Here is a 17,940-nt window from a genome sequence, read left to right as displayed (position 1 = left end):
TGCTGGATTGCGGCAATCCGGGCCCGGCAGTCCATACTTCCGGGTCGTGACACGGAGACGAGGTAACAGATCATGGTCGCACGATGAGACAAGGTAAGCTCGCCATCATCGAAGTGTGACTGCGCATATGCGCGCAGTCACGGAATAGGAGAAAACTGAGTGGCAAAACAGCGCGTATATGAACTGGCCAAGGAGCTTGGCGTTGACAGCAAAACCGTCCTTGAGAAGCTCAAGGACATGGGGGAGTTCGTCAAGTCCGCGTCTTCTACCGTGGAGGCGCCGGTCGTTCGTCGTCTGAAGGCATCCTTCCCGAAGCAGGATGCATCCAATAAGCCAAACGATAAGAAGCAAGGTGCAAAGGCTGCACCGCGTCCGCAACACTCCGAGCATCATCAGGAGCAGTCGCAGGCATCAAGCGAGAGCAATGCCGCGAAACCGGGGCCGGCACATCTGCATGTGCCGAAGCCGGGTGCACCGCATCCGGGGCCGCATGCCGGCCAGCGTTCCCAGCAGGGTGGCCGTCCCGACCGTCCCCAGCGTCGTGACGACCGTCGCGACAACCGCGAGGGACGCAATTCCCGTAACGGTGAGCAAGGCCGTCCGGGTCACAATCCGCGTCGTAATGGTCCTCGCCCAGGGGCCAGCGGTCCACACGCGTCGCGCGGAGCCCAAGGCGCCGCGTCGCAACAGCGTTCCGGAGCCCCGCATACCGCGACTCCTGGTCCGCGTCCGGGCAACAATCCGTTCAGCCGCAAGCAGGGCATGCACGTGCCCACTCCGGGTGACATCCCGCGTCCGCACCCCATGGCGCGCCCGACCGTCGAAGGTGGTCGTGGAGGCCGTGGTCGTGGCGGCCGCAATGGTTTCAGCAACGGCCGCGGTGCTCGTCCGGGGCAGTGGGGCCAGCATCGTCCTGGCCAAGGTGCCGGCGCAAACCGCGGTGGAAGCGGCAATCATTTCGGCGGCGGCTTCCAGAACGGCGGCGGCAATGCTGGTCCATCCCGTGGCGGCGGCCGTGGTCGTGGCGGTGCCGCAGGTGCATTCGGTCGTCAGGGCGGCAAGTCCTCGAAGGCACGCAAGAACCGTCTCGCGAAGCGTCATGAATATCAGGAGATGAAGGCCCCGGTCATCGCCGGTGTGCGCATCCCCGCAGGCAACGGCCAGACTGTGCGTCTGCGTCAGGGCGCGTCCCTTGCGGATCTTGCTGAGAAAATCAATGTCAATCCGGCGGCGCTCGTCACCGTCCTGTTCCATCTCGGTGAGATGGCCACGGCGACCCAGTCCCTCGACGAGGCGACCTTCCAGATTCTTGGTGAGGAAATCGGCTGGAACATCAAGATTGTCTCCGCTGAAGAGGAAGACAAGGAGCTGCTGCAGCAGTTCGACATCGACCTTGATGAGGAAGAGCTGCAGGACGACGAGAACCTCAAGCCGCGTCCGCCTGTGGTCACGGTCATGGGCCATGTCGATCACGGTAAGACCCGCTTGCTGGATACCATCCGCAAGACCAACGTGGTCGCTCGTGAGGCTGGCGGCATCACCCAGCGCATCGGCGCATACCAGGTGACGGTCAAGCTTGACGGCGAATCGCGCAAGATTACCTTCCTCGATACCCCTGGCCACGAAGCCTTCACTGCTATGCGTGCCCGAGGCGCCGAACTCACCGATATCGCGATCCTCGTGGTCGCCGCGGATGATGGCGTCATGCCCCAGACCGTTGAGGCGATCAACCACGCGCAGGCTGCGAATGTTCCGATTGTGGTCGCGGTTAACAAGATTGATAAGCCGGGCGCCAACCCGGAGCGTGTGCGCGGACAGCTCACCGAATTCGGCCTTGTGCCGGAGGAGTACGGCGGCAACACCATGTTCGTCGACATCTCCGCCAAGCAGGGCACGAATGTCGACAAGCTGCTCGAAGCGGTGCTGCTCACCGCCGACGCGGAGCTTGATCTGCGGGCCAACCCCGATATGGACGCCCGAGGTGCCACCGTTGAAGCCCGACTCGACAAGGGTCGCGGCGCTGTGGCGACTGTGCTCGTGCAGTCCGGCACCCTCCATGTGGGTGACGCTATCGTGGCCGGTACCTCGTATGGCCGCGTGCGTGCCATGCTCGACGAGAACGGCAATCATATGAAGGCCGCCGGCCCGTCCACGCCTGTCCAGGTGCTTGGCCTGACTTCTGTGCCGACCGCAGGTGACCTGTTCCTGGTCGCCCCTGACGACCGTGCGGCACGCCAGATCGCTGAGAAGCGTCAGGCCACCGAACGCGCGGCCCAGCTGGCCAAGCGCCGCAAGGTGGTTTCGCTCGAAAGCCTCAAGGAGCAGTTCGCCAAGTCCGAAGTGGATATGCTCAATATCGTCATCAAGGGCGATTCCTCCGGCTCTGTCGAGGCCCTCGAGGATTCGCTCATGAAGATCGATGTGTCCGAGGAAGTCGGCATCCAGGTCATCCACCGCGGTGTCGGTGCCATCACGCAGAACGATGTCAACCTGGCGAGCGTCGACAAGGCCGTTATCATCGGCTTCAACGTGCGCCCGAACCGTCAGGTCGCCGATCTGGCGGAACGTGAAGGCGTGGAGATCAAGTACTACTCGATCATCTACAAGGCCATCGAGGATGTCGAAGCCTCCTTGAAGGGCATGCTCAAGCCCGAATACGAAGAGGTCGTCACCTCGCACTCCGAGATCCGCGAAATCTTCCGTTCCTCCAAGTTCGGCAACATCGCCGGCGTCATGGTTCAGGACGGCGAGGTCAAGCGTGGTACGAAGTGCCGCATCCTGCGCAACGGGGTCGCCACGGTCAACGACTTGGAGATTTCCTCGCTGCGTCGTTTCAAGGACGACGTCCAGTCGGTCAAGGAAGGCTACGAGGCCGGTATCAACCTCGGCACCTTCAACGACATCGAGATCGGCGACATCATCGAGACCTTCGAGATGCGCGAAATCGAACGCAAGTAGCCGCGACGGACGGCCCAAGCCGCCCACAACGGTTCGGAACACCAGGTAACAGGCCAGTGCACTCCATGGCGCACTGGCCTGTTGCGCAACTGAAGACATGAAGACTGCCCGCGGGCGGTTACGCCCTCAGCCTGAAACAGGCACACGTGACTGGGCTGTGGGAATATCAAACCAACGAACGTATCAGACCGGCCTCGAACAGACCGGCTCCTAGAACTCTTAGAAAGGAACACCATTGGCAGGGACGAATCCACGGGCGGCGCGCATCGCGGCGCTCATCCAGCGTGTGGTCGCATCCGCGTTGGAACGCCAGCTGCACGACGAACGGCTCCACAGCGTGACCATCACCGACGTGCGGGTCACCAACGATTTGCAGATCGCTACCATCTACTGGACCCAGCTCGGCCACGACGGCAAGGAGCAGGGTGAACGCAAGCGCGCCCAGCAAGCGCTCAATCAGGCGAAAGGCCGTCTGCGCACGCTGGTAGGTCGCAAGGCGGGGCTGCGACTTACCCCGGAACTCAAGTTCAAGTTCGACGAGGTGCCGGGAGAGGCGACCGAAATCGAAGATATTCTGGTCACCGCCCGTCGTCGTGACGAGGAACTCGCGAAAAGCCGCGAACACGCCCAGTACGCCGGCGAGGCCGATCCATACAAGCATCCTGAGGAGCGGGAGAACCGCTGGGCCGAAGATGACGAGTACGATGCTTATGACGACGACAACTACGGTGAGGAATCCGACGACGCCGTCGATACCGGCGACGAACATGACGATACCGACAGCGGGCTGACAGGCGGGCAGGATGCCTGACGGCCTCATCGTCATTGACAAGCCGCAAGGGGTCACGAGCCATGACGTCGTTGCCGCGGTACGGTCGGTGCTTCACGTGAAACGCGTCGGCCACGCAGGCACGCTCGACCCGATGGCCACCGGCGTGTTGGTCATCGGGTTCGGCTACGCCACCCGGCTGCTCAACTACATCGTCGACCATCACAAGACCTATGAAGCGACCATCCGGCTCGGGATGCGCACCACTACCGAGGATGCCGAAGGCGAGGCCATCGAGTGGCCTGCTGAGGAACGCGAACACGTGCGCGCGCAAATCGCCGCGCTTTCCCGGGAAGTGATTGAACAGGCGATTAACACCCACCTGATGGGGGAGATCAGCCAGGTCCCGAGCTCCTACTCCGCGGTGAAAATCAACGGCAAACACGCCTACGATCTCGCCCGCGAAGGCAAGGAGGTGGCCCTCGAGCCTCGCAAAGTGACCATCGGCAGCTTCGACGTGCTCGCCGTCCATGAACCGGATGCGGCGCAGGGCACGCGCGATATCGACGTGTGCGTCACCTGCTCTGTGGGCACGTATATTCGGGCGCTCGCCCGCGATCTGGGCCATATCCTCGGGGTCGGCGGATACCTCACCCGGTTGCGGCGCACCCATGTCGGCGCGTTCAGCCTCAAAGGAACGCATGTCTTGCCCGCCCGCAGCGAGGAACACAGCTTCACCACGCGCGACGGACGGCACGAAACCCGCATGAGGGCCCGGCTTGATACCACGAAGGAGCAACTCCTGGACGCCGCCCTGACCATGGGGCAGGCCGCACGCATGACCATGCCCGTCGTGGATGTCAGTGACAAGCAGGCGCAGGATCTGCGGTACGGGCGCAGCATTGGCGTCACCGTGGCGGGTGCCACAGCCGCCATCGCGCATCCGACAGATACCAGTGAAGACGTGGTCGCCATCATTGTCCCCGACAGCGGGACGCCGGCGCAATCGCGCCCGACGGTGGTCTTCCCCGGCGCCTGACCTTTTGCTAGAGTAGACGCGGCAATCCAAGAATCCAAAACATCGAAGACAACCAAGACATCACAACCAAGACATCCAAGAGTTTCGGGACAACGACAAGAGGAACAGCATGAACATCACCAATCTGGTTCCCGACGTCAACGGGCTGGTCAACTGGCCGACCTTGAGCGTCAACCGTAAATCCGTCGTCACGGTCGGATCCTTCGACGGCATGCATCAGGGGCACCGTGCGGTGATTGGAAGAACCGTTGAATTGGCCAAGCGCAACAACGCCTTCTCGGTGGTCATCCTGTTCGACCCGCGGCCGAGTGTCGTCCATCAGTACGCAAAAACCCATCAGGGGCAGCAGCCGCCGGCGGATATCGCCGATCCTGAGCGGCTCATGGGCGTCGACCAGCGGCTGCGCGTCATGGACGAACTGGGTGTGGACCACGTGCTGCTCGTGCGGTATACGCTCGCGTTCGCCGCGAAATCCTTCCGTTTCTTCCTCGGCCAGCTGGTCGGCAAACTCGGTATGCGCACCCTCGTGCTGGGGCAGGACGCGCATATGGGGGCGGGCCGCACCGGCGATGTGAAAGCCATCGAGAATCTTGCGCTCGCCACCGGTGTGTTCGAACTGGACATCGTTGACGACCGCGGGCCCGGATACACGCGTATCCCGCAGAATATCGCATATGTTGCGCCTGAGGGACCGGGCGAGCCGAAAGACCCGACCGCCGGCATGACCAAGGCCAAGATGCGCGCGTGGAGTAAGAAGCATCAAGCCAAACAGGCGAGAGTGTGGAGTTCCTCGAATGTGCGCTATCTGCTGTCCCATGGACGGATCAAGGATGCGAACGCCATTCTGGGCGCGCCTCATGCCATCGAAGGCACGGTTGTTCACGGCGAGCAGCGCGGTCGTGGCATCGGCTTCCCGACAGCGAATCTGGACACGCAAATTGACGGATTCCTGCCTGTCGATGGCGTGTACGCGGGGTGGCTGGTTGACTTGGGTGAGTCGAAGAACGGCGATGATGCGCAGGATTCGACGACGTCAGCAGATGCGGCGGATCAGGCGTCACAAGACGCTGCTCGGCCCGATGTTGCGAATGCGGACGGCACCACGCCAGCCGCAAGCATCCCGCGGCCGCTGAACCTTGCCTCCATTCGATCGCGGCTTGCTCCGCACTCGCCATACCGTTGGCCGGCGGCTATCTCTATCGGCACCAAACCCACATTCGAAGCCGAAGCCGGCGAGCCGGAACGTGTCGTTGAAGCCTATGCGGTGACCGATGACTGGCTTGACCTGTACGGGCATCGCGTTCGCATTGAATTCACCGGATTCCTGCGTCCGCAAATCAAGTTCGATTCCGTGGACGCACTGAAAGCCGAGCTTGCGGTCAACGCCAAGCAGGCTGTGGAAGCCGCCCGGCAGGCCTGAAAGGCTGTTGGCGCTGGCATATCGTCAGCCGTCTCTCACCGGCGCTTCGTGAGTCCCAGTGCATCCAACGCATCCCGCAACGACGTCACCTCGACCAATTCAATCCCCTTCGGCGCGGAACCTCCCCGCCGCTTGCTTGAACGGGTCGCCGGAACCACGGCACGTGTGAACCCGAGCCGTGCCGCCTCGTTCAACCGGTGGGTGAGCTGGGGGACGGGTCGCACCTGTCCGGTCAGCGATATCTCCCCGATTGCGCAGGTCGACCGTGCGATCGGCGTACCGGTCGCTGCGCTCGCCAACGCCGCAACAATCGCCAAATCGCACGCTGGCTCTTTGGCCGATGCCCCCGCGATGGTCGAAACATAGACGTCGTTGGCAAGCAGATTCACCTTGCCATGACGGTACAGGACCGCGGTGAGCATCGCCAAGCGGTTCCCGTCCACACCGTTGACCGCACGACGCGGGGTGGGCAACACGGATTTCGTGACAAGCGCCTGCAACTCGATTGGCAGGCTGCGATGCCCGTCCAGGGTGAAGGTCACGCATGTGCCGTCTACCGTCTCCTGCGAAGCGGACAGGAACAGCCCGGAAGGGTCGGCCACCTCTTCTATGCCCTCGCCGCTCATATCGAAGCAGCCAACCTCGTCGGTGGGGCCGAACCGGTTTTTCACCGCATGCAGCATACGCAGCGCGGTTTGGGTATCGCCTTCGAACTGGCAGACCACATCGACCAGATGCTCCAGTGTGCGCGGTCCGGCGATTGAACCGTCTTTGGTGACGTGACCGACCAGGACAATAGGGATGTCAAGGGTTTTTGCGGTGTCGATAAGCGCACTCGCGACCTCACGCACCTGGGTGGAACCGCCCGAGATGCCATCGACATCTTGGGAGACGATAGTCTGCGCGGAATCCACGATGGCGAGCCGCGGATGTTCCTGAGCGATCAGCCCCAAAACGGTGGCCAGATCAGTGGTGGAGGCGAGCAGGAGATTGTCCTGCACCGCATCGATGCGTGAGGCGCGCATGCGCACCTGCGCCTGCGATTCCTCGCCCGACAGGTACAGTACGGTGCCATCCGGGTTCGTGCGCGCCACATTTCCTGCGGTTTCGAGCAATAGCGTTGATTTGCCGATACCCGGTTCGCCGGCGACCAGAACGACGGAACCGGGGACTATGCCGCCGCCCAGTACACGGTCGAATTCGCCGAATCCGGTGGGAATACGGGCAACGCTTTCCGTGCCGACTTCGCTGATTGGCTTGACCGTGCCCTCACCCACCACGGCCTGTGCCTGCGTGCGCGAGGTGCGGCCGGGAGCGGCGGTGCGCGATTTTGCGGCGGGACGCGCCTCATGGAACTCCTCGACCGTGCCCCATTGGCCGCATTCTGGGCAGCGCCCGTACCATTTAGGGCCGTTCCAGCCGCATTCTGTGCACACGTACTGCGTCGTAGTCTTTGCCATAGTGCCGAAGCTAGCGAACTTTCGCGACATTGCGCGGCGGGCTCAACGTGCGTTCCCGATGATGCCGGGCACGCGTCATGCCGCTGTGCGAGAATAAACCGTATGGCGAACACTCAACAATCCTCATCCCATGGCAAGCTCACTGCGGTCATCGCAGTGGCGGCGGTGGTTATCGTGCTGGCACTGCTGTCGGCATTCATCTGGCCCGGCTGGGCGCTCAACAAGACGACGACACCGGCGAGTGCGCCGACCACCAGCTCGACGGCGAGCGGCAAGAAGTCAGCGAGCGCGAAAGTTCCATCGACTCCGACCATTTCGGCGAAAGCTTTGCCCACTGACGCGACCAGTCTGCTGAAAGCCATGCCGGACAGCGTGGTCAATTATGCGCGTACCGACGCCAACCCGAGCGCGAACTGGACATCCACGTCACCGCTGGAAGAGTACACGATGACGTATTCCACTGGGGATGACACAAAGAACATCTCACTGATTACCGCACAATGGTCCAGTGCAGATGATGCAAAAAAGCAGTATGAGACGTTGACCGCCTCGCTGACTGGCGACGAGATCGCATCCGGCAATGTCAAGGTCAGCGGCAAGACTACCGGCAGCTATGTGATTCGCAAGGACGCCTCCGACAGCAAGAAGGCGGTCGCCGTCTGGCTCAACGATACCGCGGTATTTCAGGCGAACGGTCCGAGCGACGCGGTGACGACTTTCTGCCAGAAATTCCCGTTGTGACGATGCCGGAGCGCGTTTTCACGTGCGCTGTCGGAATGTCGTTATCCAAAGTCGCTGAATACGTGTAGTATTAGGCGAGTTGCAATCTTTCGGTAATAAGAATGGAGGCTTCAGATGGGTTCCGTCATCAAGAAGCGCCGCAAGCGGATGAGCAAGAAGAAGCACCGCAAACTGCTGCGTAAGACTCGTCACCAGCGCAAGTAGTTGCACCGGTGAAGCCTCGCGCGCAACATGCGAGTAGCTCACAGCTCAGGCCCCTCTTCGGAGGGGCTTTTTCTTTGCCTTACCGGAGCGGCTGCCTTGAACTGGTGACATCCGGACGCGGCTTCGGCGTAACCGGTTGGCGAGAGAACGCATAGGCATGTTGTGTATGTTGGGGGATGCGGGGTCCGTGGGATTGCTGTGGAGGCGGACGGACTCCGGTGGCATCTGTCGGGTTGTGTATGTCCGGGCGTACGGGGTCCGCGAAAACGCTGTGGAAGAAGGTGATGTCCGGTGGTATCCGTCGGGTTGTGTATGTCCGGGCATACGCAACCCGACATGGCGATCGCACGCCGGGAAAGAAAACCGCGAACGGGCGGGATCACCATCCGTTCGCGGTTCGGCTATTCACGTTATTACTGCGCACAGGCCCGTGCGCATGGGCGATTAAAGCACGGCGTCCAAGGCATGCTTCAAGTCGGCGATGATATCGTCGGCATTTTCTAGGCCGCAGCTCAGACGCACGAGGTCGATGCCGACGCCTGCTTCCTTGAGCTGCTCTTCGGTGAGTTGGCGATGCGTGGTGCCCGCCGGGTAGAGGATGCACGAACGCGAGTCCGCCACGTGGGTGGCGATGGACACGAGCTTCAAATGGTCGAGGAACGCGGAGACCTTGTCGCGGCCACCGGGCACTCCGAAGGCGATGACGCCGCACGTGCCGTTCGGCATGTACTTGCGCGCGAGCCCGTAGTATTTGTCGGTTTCGAGGCCGGGGTGGTTGACCCACGAGATGCGTGGATCCTCGTTGAGGAACTTCGCCACCTTGTAGCCGTTCTCGCAGTGCCGCTTCATGCGCAGACCCAGATCCTCAAGGTTCTGGCCGAGGATCCATGAGTTGAACGGCGAGGGGATCGAGCCGAAGTCGCGCATAAGCTGCGCCACGCATTTGGTGATGAACGCGCCGCCGTTGCCGAACTCCTTGGCGTAGGTCACGCCGTGGTAGGAATCGTCCGGGGTAGTCAGGCCCGGGAATTTGTCGGCGTGGGCCATCCAGTCGAAGTTGCCGGAATCCACGATGGCGCCGCCGACGCACGAGCCGTGACCGTCCATATACTTAGTGGTCGAATGCGTCACGATGTCGACGCCGTACTCGAACGGACGGCAGTTGACAGGCGTCGGGAAGGTGTTGTCGACGATTAGCGGCACGCCATGCTTGTGTGCGGCGGCGGCGAACTTGTCGAAGTCAAGCACCATGAGCGAGGGATTGGCGATGGATTCGCCGAACACGGCCTTCGTGTTGGTGCGGAACGCGGCGTCGAGCTCTTCGGGCGTGCAGTCCGGGTGCACGAAGGTGCAGTCGATGCCCATGCGGCGCATGGTCACGTTGATGAGGTTGTATGTGCCGCCGTAGATGGCGTTCGAGGCGACGATATGGTCGCCGGCGGAGCACAGGTTGAACAGCGCGAAGAAGTTCGCCGCCTGACCGGAGCTCGTGAGAATGGCCGCGGTGCCGCCCTCGAGTTCGCAGATCTTCTTGGCAACGACATCGTTCGTCGGGTTGGACAGGCGGGTATAGAAATACCCGGATTCGGACAGGTCGAACAGGCGGGACATCTGCTCGCTGCTCGTGTATTTGAATGTGGTGGACTGGACGATTGGGGGCGTGCGTGGCTCGCCGTTCTTCGGCTGCCAGCCGCCCTGGACACAGATGGTGTCAATGGAATGCGATTCGTCTGCCGTGTCGGCCGTCATATCGGTCATAGGGTTTGCCTTTCTGTGATAGGGCATCGTATCGGATGTGCGTCAACGGACCCTATTCAGTGTATCCCCAGCCATTCCACTGACTCTCATATGCGTGATGTGTAACGGATTCGGGTGGTTCTCGACGGCAATGGCTGTATTCTGGCGGATTTGTGCCGCAGATACCCGCTCAGGCTGTAAAAGAAACCCCCGTGGGTTGCCCCGCGGGGGTTTGAAAGGGAGGATTTACACGCTCACTTGTTCGGGTTGGTGAGCACGCGCGGGCCCGCCGGATCGCCGACGATGACCTGATCGACCATGTTGAGGAACAAGCCGTGCTCCACCACGCCCACGGTGTGGATGAGATCCTCGGCCAGCTCCTGCGGGTGGTCGATGCGCCCGAGGTGCAGGTCCACCACGTAGTCGTTCTCGTCGGTGAGGACCGGCTTGCCCTCGGCGTCCAGGCGCAGCGTCGGCTTGTAGCCCTTCGCCTCGAACTTGCGGATCACTTGGCCGTTGCCGAAGGGGATAACCTCGACCGGCAGCGGGAACTTGCCGATGGTGTCGACGACCTTGGACTGGTCGACGATCCACACGACCTTGTTGGAGTTGATCGCCACGATCTTCTCCCACAGAAGGGCAGCGCCGCCGCCCTTGATGCCGTTGAAGTTCTTGTCGACTTCGTCGGCGCCGTCGATGGTGATGTCGATGTGGTCCACATCGTCGATGTTCACAATCTTGATGCCGTAGCCCTCGGCCTGCTCCTGCGTGCGACGGGAGGTGGTGACACCGGTGAACTTGAGGCCTTCCTCCTGTACGCGGCGGCCGAGCTCATCCACCAGGAAGCGCACGGTCGAACCGGTGCCGAGACCGGCGATCATGCCATCCTGGATGAGCTTCGCGGCTTCGATGCCGGCCGCCTTCTTCAATGCGTCTTGCTGTGCCTTGTCCATAATGCTCCTTTGAGCTCGCTGAATGACAGACATCATGGCAGCCCGCCGCGGGTCGATTCCGGGCTGACTGTCACGATGTCGCTTCGCCTCGCATAATGCGCCGAAGTCTGCTTCTATAGTATCGATGCGGCGGTATTTCCGTGGGATTGTTGCAGACGCGAAATGTTCCTGTGCATGCGTTCACTTGGTGCGGGGCGGGAATGGCATTGGCTCACTGCGTATTACGGGCGGCGCCAATCCTTGCACGGCCATTGCACGTCTCACGGATCTTGCTTCTTCGTCGCGGCATGCAGTGGCGGCTTTGTCGCTCGTCATCCCAGCTCTTTACGCGTACGCGCCCCGCACACGACCCCTGTCGTCAGCAAACATACGAGCGTCAACACGATGAATGCCTTGGCGCTGATCGGCGGTCTGAACGACATACCCGATGATGATATGACAATCAGGGAACACCAGATCACGGCATAGACCACAGCGCTGAGTATCGCCGCGGCAATGACGTCAATGACTCCTTCAAGCGCTGATATGCCGACGATTCCTTGAGGCGTTGCGCATATCGTTTTCAGCATCCTGTCTTGTTCGAGATGCTCTCGTGCCGCCGTATCGGCCGCCTGGACAAGGAACAGGACCGCGAGCAATGCGGCGCCGCTGATGAGCAGCAATGTTCCGGACCTGCCTTCATTGCGGTATTCGATGAAATAGTCGATGAACCCTTGTTTGGTATATAGCTTGATGGTGTTGTCTGCGTGCGTTGCATTCCAGGTATCGACGACGTTGCGGCTGTGTGTTGCATTGATATAAGCCATCAACGGTTGTGCTTTCCCCTGTGAGTGCAAAGATCCCTTCAACGCGAGGTAGGAAGGCGACAATCCCGGGATGTCGTCGACAATTGCGACGATTGTCGCGGTGTGCGCGGTGTTGTCTATACCGCGGATGGTGATGGTGTCTCCGAGATGTTTCCCGTTCCCGACGGCCGCCACCTTGTTTTCGCCCAGATCCGCCAGATCCCCTTCCAATGCTGTCATGCCGCAAGCATTGGCCGTCAAGGATCGCCGATCCGTGAAAGCAATGGAATACAGGGTGGTGTCGTCATCGTCAACGGCGAACCCTTGTGTCGTGAACACCGTGGATGAGCTGATTGTCGATTCGTGTTGAAGGAACGTTGACAATGCCGGCTCATACGCTGAATCCCCGCGTGCGACGATGGACGATGGGATTGCGCTCATTTGGGTTGATACGCTTTCGGCGGTCGCGGTATCCATGAGGGTGAGGAATGGGCACACAACCAACATCAGAATCGTGACAGGGAGAGCGATGGAGGCTGTGCGGCTTGCGTTCCTGACGCTTCTTCGGCTCGCTACGACAACTGGGGCCGATGAGGTGAACGCGGCGGTGATGCCTCGCACAATAGCAGGGAATATCCCGGGGGCAGCGATGGCGGAAGCGATGATGAACAGGAGTATTTCACAGAACACTCTTGCTTCGGGCTGGATTTGCGTCGGCGCGAATCCAATCGCCATGCCGCCGATGGCCGGTATCGCCGCCACGACCATGCGGCGGGTATGTGTTCCTGTTTTTTCGGTGACCACTTCTCGAATCGCCTCCAGCGGCGACACGTTTGTGATGCGCTTGGAAGCATAGAGGATACCTATTGCTAGTGTGCAGATCATGATTGCCAGCGAGCCGATTGCCGCGGATGGATGTACGATTACGGTGAATGATGGTGATGCCCCGCCGGCGGACACGAGCAGCGCCGCAAGAGGGAAGCATAGAGCGCAGCCGGCAAGGCAGCCGATGACGGAACTCGCACTGCCGTATGCGCCGAGCGATCGAAGCAAAATGATGCGAATCTGTGTTGCGGTTGCGCCATTGAGATAGAGTAGAGCGTATTTTTTCCGCTGCTCTTCGACGACAAAACCGGTTGCGGAGACGATAAGCAATAATGCTGTCAGCAGTGAAAACAGCAGCATGATTCCCGTCAGCGTCTGCGAACCTGAATAGTAGGCGTTGGTCTCTATGCGCTGGATGATATTGCCTGCTGTGGCTCCGTCTTGAAGTTGGGCGGATTTCCATACGAGCGCACACGCGGTGACCAATGCCGACGTGGCAAACGTGGAGATGCACAGCGTCCGGTATGAGGAGGCGTGGCGTTTACGGAATTGTCGGGAAACCACGCTGAGTTGCGATGACATGGCGCACCTTCTTACTGAGCGTCTTCGGTTGTTGACGGAGTTGAAGCGAAGTTGCCGGTACTGAAGGCCAACGCGATATCTGCAGCGGTCATGCCGCGGTGGATGCCGACAACCGAACCGTCAACAAGGAAAATGACCTGATCTGCGCATGCCGCGACATTGGGGTCGTGTGTGACCATGATCACGGTCTGTTTTCTGTCGGATGCCATGCGGAAGAGATCCATCACTTCACGTGTCGTTTTGGAATCAAGTGCTCCTGTTGGCTCGTCGGCGAATAGGATATCCGGATGAAGCGCCAGTCCTCTCGCAATGGCGACGCGTTGCCGTTGCCCGCCGGAGAGGTCTTCCGGGTAGGCATCCGCGTACTGGTCCAAACCTACATCCGCGAGTGCACGGCGAGCGTCCTGCTCAGGTAGCGCGTGTGATCCAAACATGCTGGGAAGCAGGACGTTCTGGGTGGCGGTGAGTTCCGGGAGCAGATTGTAATTTTGGAATACGAATCCGAAATGTTCGCGGCGGAACGTTGTCAGGTCATTGCCTTTGAGCGTGGTGATATCGGTGGTGCCGCAGATAACATGCCCGTGTTGGGGGCTTAGCAGCCCGCTGGCGCAATAGAGTAGTGTCGACTTGCCTGACCCGGAGGGGCCCATGATTGCGCTCCATGAACCGCTTGGAAAGTCAAGTGAGATATCGCGAAGAATGTTCGTGTTGTTTGAATATGAAAACGTGATATCACTCAGTGACAGGACGATGCTCGGGTCAGTTGCTTGCGTCGGTGCAGGCGTGACGTCGTTGACGGTGTGTGGTATCGGCATGCTCATGGCCTCCTCGATGATTCGCCATTTGGCTTCCGTGTGAAGTGGCGCACTTCAGAAACCGTAACGCCAAGTATATCTCAGTGCGGAATGAGCGCTGCTTTTCGTATCGGTTCTTCCGGTCGGGGCGGGGATGGCCTGTTGTGTGGTGGGGGCGTTGGGGACGACACCTCAATTCTGGCTCGGCTTACAGCGTGACTATGATGTGATGACCTTTGATGCTTCGCAGCTCGGGCCCATGGTCCCACTGACTGCCGGCCGCCCGCCTACCCAAGCATGAATCGGGCGCCGTTGAGCTCGATGGAGCCGTCGCCTTGCACGTATCCGTCAATCTCCACCAGCCCGTGAATATGGCGGGGCTCACCGCTGAATGTCGGGCTGCTGGACGGAGGTGGGGAGAACCGCAACGTGCCGGAGAGCGTCAAGCCGGGGACCACGCGCGAGCGATTGCCGCCGGATGATGCGGAAGCGGTCGAGGAGGCCGTCGGTACGGTCTGGTTATCGGGGGTTGAGGCGGCTGATTCGTCGTCGGTTGAACCGGCAGGTTCGGCGGTGCTGGTGTCATCATCCGCGTCCGTTGTCGCGGCTTCCGCGGTCCTGTGGTAATCCGGCAGATCATCCGGAACGCCTTCCGGTTCGGCCAGCTGCTCAGCCAGCGATTCGGCGCGCCCGCTGCCGGAGGAAGTTCGCGAAACCGGCCCTCCGCCTGCGCTCTGTCCTCTGTCTGCGCGTTGCCTGCCATCCGCACCAGGCACGCCGCCGGTGTCTTCGGCGCGTCCCAGATGGTATTCGGCCGCGGAAATCTTCCCTTCCATCAGCATGTGCGCGTCTTCGGGTACGACGGTGCCCTTCGCGTATTCCGAGGCGAGCAGCGACTGCCAGCCCTCAAGCGGCAGATACCCCGGTTTGACACCGCTGCGGCAATCGCCCGCATACCCGTGGGCGAGGTGGTCGACTTTTTCGTTGCCGGGATTGTTATTATGCCCCTTGACCCACACGAATTTCACCGGTCCGGGCCGTTGCGAGATCTCATGGTCGATGGCGGCGATGAGCTCACGGTTCTTCACCGGCTTGCCCTGCGAGTTCTTCCAACCGTGCTTTTTCCAGCCGCGCACCCAGGTTGTGGAGCAGTTGATGGCGTACTGCGAGTCTGATTCGATCACGAGCGGCTCAGCGCCCGGGTGAGCGCGCAAGGCTTCAAGCACCGCGCACAGCTCACCGATCTGGTTGGTGCCGTTCGAGGCGCCGCCGGCGTCGCAATCGCCCTCGTGCTCGTGCCCGGGAGTCCCGCCCGCGTGCGGCGTATGGTCGGCCCATGCCCACCCCATCGGACCGTTCGGATTGCCTAGTGCTGATCCATCCGTCGAAACCGTGATTGTCATGCCTCCACCTTACGGACAGGTGGGGATACGCTGCAGCGGTCGCAGGAACGCTCAATCGGCGCGGTTCGTCCTGTCTGCCGTCGGGATGCGGCTGCCTGGCCATTCGGGCGTGTCGCCATTTGACTTGAAGTGAACTTGAACCTTTAGAGTGAAAGCATCACGACGCGGATAGGGAATCGTTCCGGACAGCGCGTGTTTGCCGGGCAACGCTCGCGGCGGCAAAACTGCGCGATCCGCGCCACAACACAAGGAGTGCAACCATCATGAAATCAACCATCTATTACGGTCCTCGTGATATCCGCGTCGAGGAACGCCCGATTCCCGCTATTAAGGATCCGGGCGACTTGATTATCCGTGTCGTCCGCACGTGCGTATGCGGGTCCGACCTATGGCCTTACCGCAGTCAGGACGTGAACTCCGCCGGTACCCCGATCGGGCATGAATCCATCGGCGTCGTCACCGAGGTCGGCGCTGACGTGACTGCCGCCAAACCCGGCGATTTCGTCATCGTGCCTTTCCCCATCAGCTGCGGCGAATGCGTGGCGTGCAAGGCCGGCTTCGAATCCAGTTGCTTGAACGGCGGGTACTTCGGCGGAGCCGAAGGTGAAGGCTGCCAAAGCGAATATCTGCATGTGCCGCATGCCAATGGCACGGTTGTCAACGTGTCCGAGGCGCTCGCCGCAGACGATATCCCCGGTGCGCCGGCGAGCCCGAAGGATTTCTCCGATGAGATGCTCGCCGACCTGCTGACCCTGTCTGATGTGATGGGCACCGGCTATCATGCGGCTGTCAGCGCCGAAGTCAAGCCTGGTGATACCGCTGTCGTATTCGGCGATGGCGCGGTCGGCCTGTGCGGCGTGCTGTCCGCCAAGCTGCTGGGCGCTACCCGGATTATCTCCATGAGCCGCCATGAGGATCGTGCCGCAATCGCCCGCGGATTCGGCGCCACCGACATCGTCCCCGAGCGTGATGACGCGGCGGTCGCGCGCGTCATGGAACTCACCGGCTCCGGTGCCGATGCCGTGCTCGAATGCGTCGGTTCCGCCCAGTCGTTCAACACCGCGTTGCGTGTCGGCCGTCCGGGTGCCGTCATCGGCCGCGTGGGTCTGCCCCACGGCGTGCAGATCCCGGCAGAGGCGACGTTCTACCGCAATATCGGTATCAAAGGCGGTCCGGCCCCCGTGCGCACCTACGCCCGCCAGCGCCTGCTGCGAGAAGTGCTCGCCGGCAACATCCATCCGGGACGCGTCTTCACCAAGACATACACCTTGGATGAGGTTCCGCAAGCCTACGCCGACATGGATGCACGCCGCGTCATTAAGGCGTTGGTGAAGGTGTCCGAAGTCGAAGGCTGACGGTCGACAACGAGCGCGATGGGTGGCATGATGCGTGAGCTTGATGTATCAGTTCGCATCCGCATCGGAGTCACGCCGGAACCGCATCTGAGCCGACATTGATATTGCAGCCACGTCGGACTCCCGCATTGTCTCTGCCGCCTAGGACCACAATCTTGGGCGGCAGGTGCGCGCCGGTGTTCTGCAATAGTGTTGCGATGGTGCGATATTGGGTTGTGGGGTTGTACTGCGTCGGTAGGATGTCTTCAGAATGTCAGGATTTCAAGGATTTTCGAAGAGGCAATCGGGGACGGAAAGGAGTCGTTGATGGCGACATACACCATCGGCCAAATGGCAAGCAAGCTTGGAGTATCCACTTCGACACTGCGGTATTACGACAGTGAGGGATTGCTGCCGTTCGTCGGGCGCACCAGCGGCGGGGCGCGCGTGTTCCGCGATGAAGACATGCCGATGATCAACATCATCGGATGCTTGAAGGCAGGCGGCATGCCGATCAAGAACATCAAACAGTATGTTGACTTATGCGACCAAGGTGATGCGACCATCGAGCAGCGGCTCGATATGATTCGCAACCAGCGTGACGCGGTTGTTGCCAAGATGCGTGCATTGCAGGACAATCTTGACGCGCTCGACTACAAGCTGTGGTACTACCAGACGGCCGACCGGCTGGGGTCGTGCGAGCAGGTTGATGCGCTGCCTGATGAGGAGCTGAGCCCCAAGATGCGCGAATTGCGGCACCGGCTGAGCCATTGAAATCATTGGATTGTGCCGCGCGGTGTGGATTATGGTCTGCGCGTGTGGCGTGATCGACGCGGAAGTTTGCGTCACGGAAGCGTGAAACCTGCTTATCTCCCGCGAACCGTGGGAGATAAGCCGCGAATCGGTGATTTGACAGAGAAGTCCCGGATTGCCGCG

14 protein-coding genes are annotated in these 17,940 nt (G+C 60.9%); 8 read left to right on the top strand and 6 right to left on the bottom strand.

Annotation, left to right across the window (positions count from 1 at the left end; genetic code table 11):
• The first annotated feature begins 159 nt into the window (after positions 1-159).
• From infB to ribF, 4 genes are all read left to right on the top strand, one after another.
• The gene (gene infB / locus CQR48_RS06990; RefSeq protein WP_101452451.1) at positions 160-2,958 is read left to right on the top strand and encodes a translation initiation factor IF-2; all 2,799 of its coding nucleotides are present in this window, start codon (positions 160-162) and stop codon (positions 2,956-2,958) included.
• A gap of 235 nt (positions 2,959-3,193) precedes the next feature.
• The gene (gene rbfA / locus CQR48_RS06985; protein ID WP_044091633.1) at positions 3,194-3,769 is read left to right on the top strand and encodes a 30S ribosome-binding factor RbfA; all 576 of its coding nucleotides are present in this window, start codon (positions 3,194-3,196) and stop codon (positions 3,767-3,769) included.
• The gene (gene truB, locus CQR48_RS06980; RefSeq protein ID WP_101452450.1) at positions 3,762-4,766 is read left to right on the top strand and encodes a tRNA pseudouridine(55) synthase TruB; all 1,005 of its coding nucleotides are present in this window, start codon (positions 3,762-3,764) and stop codon (positions 4,764-4,766) included. The genes rbfA and truB overlap by 8 nt, the downstream gene beginning before the upstream one ends.
• A gap of 109 nt (positions 4,767-4,875) precedes the next feature.
• Complete coding sequence (gene ribF / locus CQR48_RS06975) at positions 4,876-6,186, top strand: bifunctional riboflavin kinase/FMN adenylyltransferase (protein ID WP_101452449.1); 1,311 nt, start codon at positions 4,876-4,878, stop codon at positions 6,184-6,186.
• A 35-nt stretch (positions 6,187-6,221) separates the two neighbouring features.
• Here ribF and radA read toward each other — a convergent pair whose 3' ends face one another.
• The gene (gene radA / locus CQR48_RS06970) at positions 6,222-7,646 is read right to left on the bottom strand and encodes a DNA repair protein RadA (RefSeq protein ID WP_101452448.1); all 1,425 of its coding nucleotides are present in this window, start codon (positions 7,644-7,646) and stop codon (positions 6,222-6,224) included.
• 102 nt (positions 7,647-7,748) lie between these two features.
• Between radA and CQR48_RS06965 the strand changes: the two genes are divergently transcribed.
• Positions 7,749-8,387, top strand: coding sequence for a hypothetical protein (locus CQR48_RS06965; RefSeq protein ID WP_015450937.1), 639 nt, complete (start codon positions 7,749-7,751; stop codon positions 8,385-8,387).
• 114 nt (positions 8,388-8,501) lie between these two features.
• Complete coding sequence (locus CQR48_RS06960; protein ID WP_004268639.1) at positions 8,502-8,591, top strand: 30S ribosomal protein bS22; 90 nt, start codon at positions 8,502-8,504, stop codon at positions 8,589-8,591.
• 444 nt (positions 8,592-9,035) lie between these two features.
• Here the strand turns inward: CQR48_RS06960 and CQR48_RS06955 are convergent, their stop codons facing one another.
• From CQR48_RS06955 to CQR48_RS06935, 5 genes are all read right to left on the bottom strand, one after another.
• A complete protein-coding gene (locus tag CQR48_RS06955; protein WP_180335131.1) occupies positions 9,036-10,349 on the bottom strand; it encodes an O-acetylhomoserine aminocarboxypropyltransferase/cysteine synthase family protein in 1,314 nt (437 codons plus the stop codon).
• Between the two features lie 233 nt (positions 10,350-10,582).
• Complete coding sequence (rpiA, locus tag CQR48_RS06950; protein ID WP_015450935.1) at positions 10,583-11,281, bottom strand: ribose-5-phosphate isomerase RpiA; 699 nt, start codon at positions 11,279-11,281, stop codon at positions 10,583-10,585.
• Positions 11,282-11,592: 311 nt separating this feature from the next.
• Entirely contained in the window at positions 11,593-13,473 is a 1,881-nt protein-coding gene (locus CQR48_RS06945) for an ABC transporter permease (protein ID WP_101452447.1), read from the bottom strand.
• Positions 13,474-13,484: 11 nt separating this feature from the next.
• On the bottom strand, positions 13,485-14,294 hold the full coding sequence (locus CQR48_RS06940) for an ABC transporter ATP-binding protein (protein WP_244898962.1): 810 nt from the start codon (positions 14,292-14,294) through the stop codon (positions 13,485-13,487).
• A gap of 260 nt (positions 14,295-14,554) precedes the next feature.
• Entirely contained in the window at positions 14,555-15,670 is a 1,116-nt protein-coding gene (locus tag CQR48_RS06935) for a ribonuclease H family protein (protein ID WP_101452446.1), read from the bottom strand.
• Between the two features lie 263 nt (positions 15,671-15,933).
• On the opposite strand from CQR48_RS06935, the gene CQR48_RS06930 reads away from it, so the two are divergent.
• Positions 15,934-17,025: a zinc-dependent alcohol dehydrogenase family protein gene (locus CQR48_RS06930; protein WP_101452445.1), complete on the top strand. Its 1,092-nt coding sequence runs from the start codon at positions 15,934-15,936 to the stop codon at positions 17,023-17,025.
• 306 nt (positions 17,026-17,331) lie between these two features.
• Positions 17,332-17,778, top strand: coding sequence for a MerR family transcriptional regulator (locus CQR48_RS06925; RefSeq protein WP_101452444.1), 447 nt, complete (start codon positions 17,332-17,334; stop codon positions 17,776-17,778).
• The last annotated feature ends 162 nt before the right edge of the window (positions 17,779-17,940 follow it).

It is taken from the genome of Bifidobacterium thermophilum (assembly GCF_002846655.1).
GTDB classification, from domain to species: Bacteria; Actinomycetota; Actinomycetes; order Actinomycetales; family Bifidobacteriaceae; genus Bifidobacterium; species Bifidobacterium thermophilum.
This window is presented reverse-complemented; position numbering and strand designations above follow the sequence as displayed.

Excerpts from the sequence above, each read along its gene's own strand:
- truB (WP_101452450.1), top strand. The coding sequence starts at position 3,762 with ATGCCTGACGGCCTCATCGTCATTGACAAGCCGCAAGGGGTCACGAGC.
- ribF (WP_101452449.1), top strand. The coding sequence starts at position 4,876 with ATGAACATCACCAATCTGGTTCCCGACGTCAACGGGCTGGTCAACTGG.
- radA (WP_101452448.1), bottom strand. The coding sequence starts at position 7,646 with ATGGCAAAGACTACGACGCAGTACGTGTGCACAGAATGCGGCTGGAAC.
- CQR48_RS06965 (WP_015450937.1), top strand. The coding sequence starts at position 7,749 with ATGGCGAACACTCAACAATCCTCATCCCATGGCAAGCTCACTGCGGTC.
- CQR48_RS06960 (WP_004268639.1), top strand. The coding sequence starts at position 8,502 with ATGGGTTCCGTCATCAAGAAGCGCCGCAAGCGGATGAGCAAGAAGAAG.
- CQR48_RS06955 (WP_180335131.1), bottom strand. The coding sequence starts at position 10,349 with ATGACCGATATGACGGCCGACACGGCAGACGAATCGCATTCCATTGAC.
- rpiA (WP_015450935.1), bottom strand. The coding sequence starts at position 11,281 with ATGGACAAGGCACAGCAAGACGCATTGAAGAAGGCGGCCGGCATCGAA.
- CQR48_RS06945 (WP_101452447.1), bottom strand. The coding sequence starts at position 13,473 with ATGTCATCGCAACTCAGCGTGGTTTCCCGACAATTCCGTAAACGCCAC.
- CQR48_RS06940 (WP_244898962.1), bottom strand. The coding sequence starts at position 14,294 with ATGAGCATGCCGATACCACACACCGTCAACGACGTCACGCCTGCACCG.
- CQR48_RS06935 (WP_101452446.1), bottom strand. The coding sequence starts at position 15,670 with ATGACAATCACGGTTTCGACGGATGGATCAGCACTAGGCAATCCGAAC.
- CQR48_RS06930 (WP_101452445.1), top strand. The coding sequence starts at position 15,934 with ATGAAATCAACCATCTATTACGGTCCTCGTGATATCCGCGTCGAGGAA.
- CQR48_RS06925 (WP_101452444.1), top strand. The coding sequence starts at position 17,332 with ATGGCGACATACACCATCGGCCAAATGGCAAGCAAGCTTGGAGTATCC.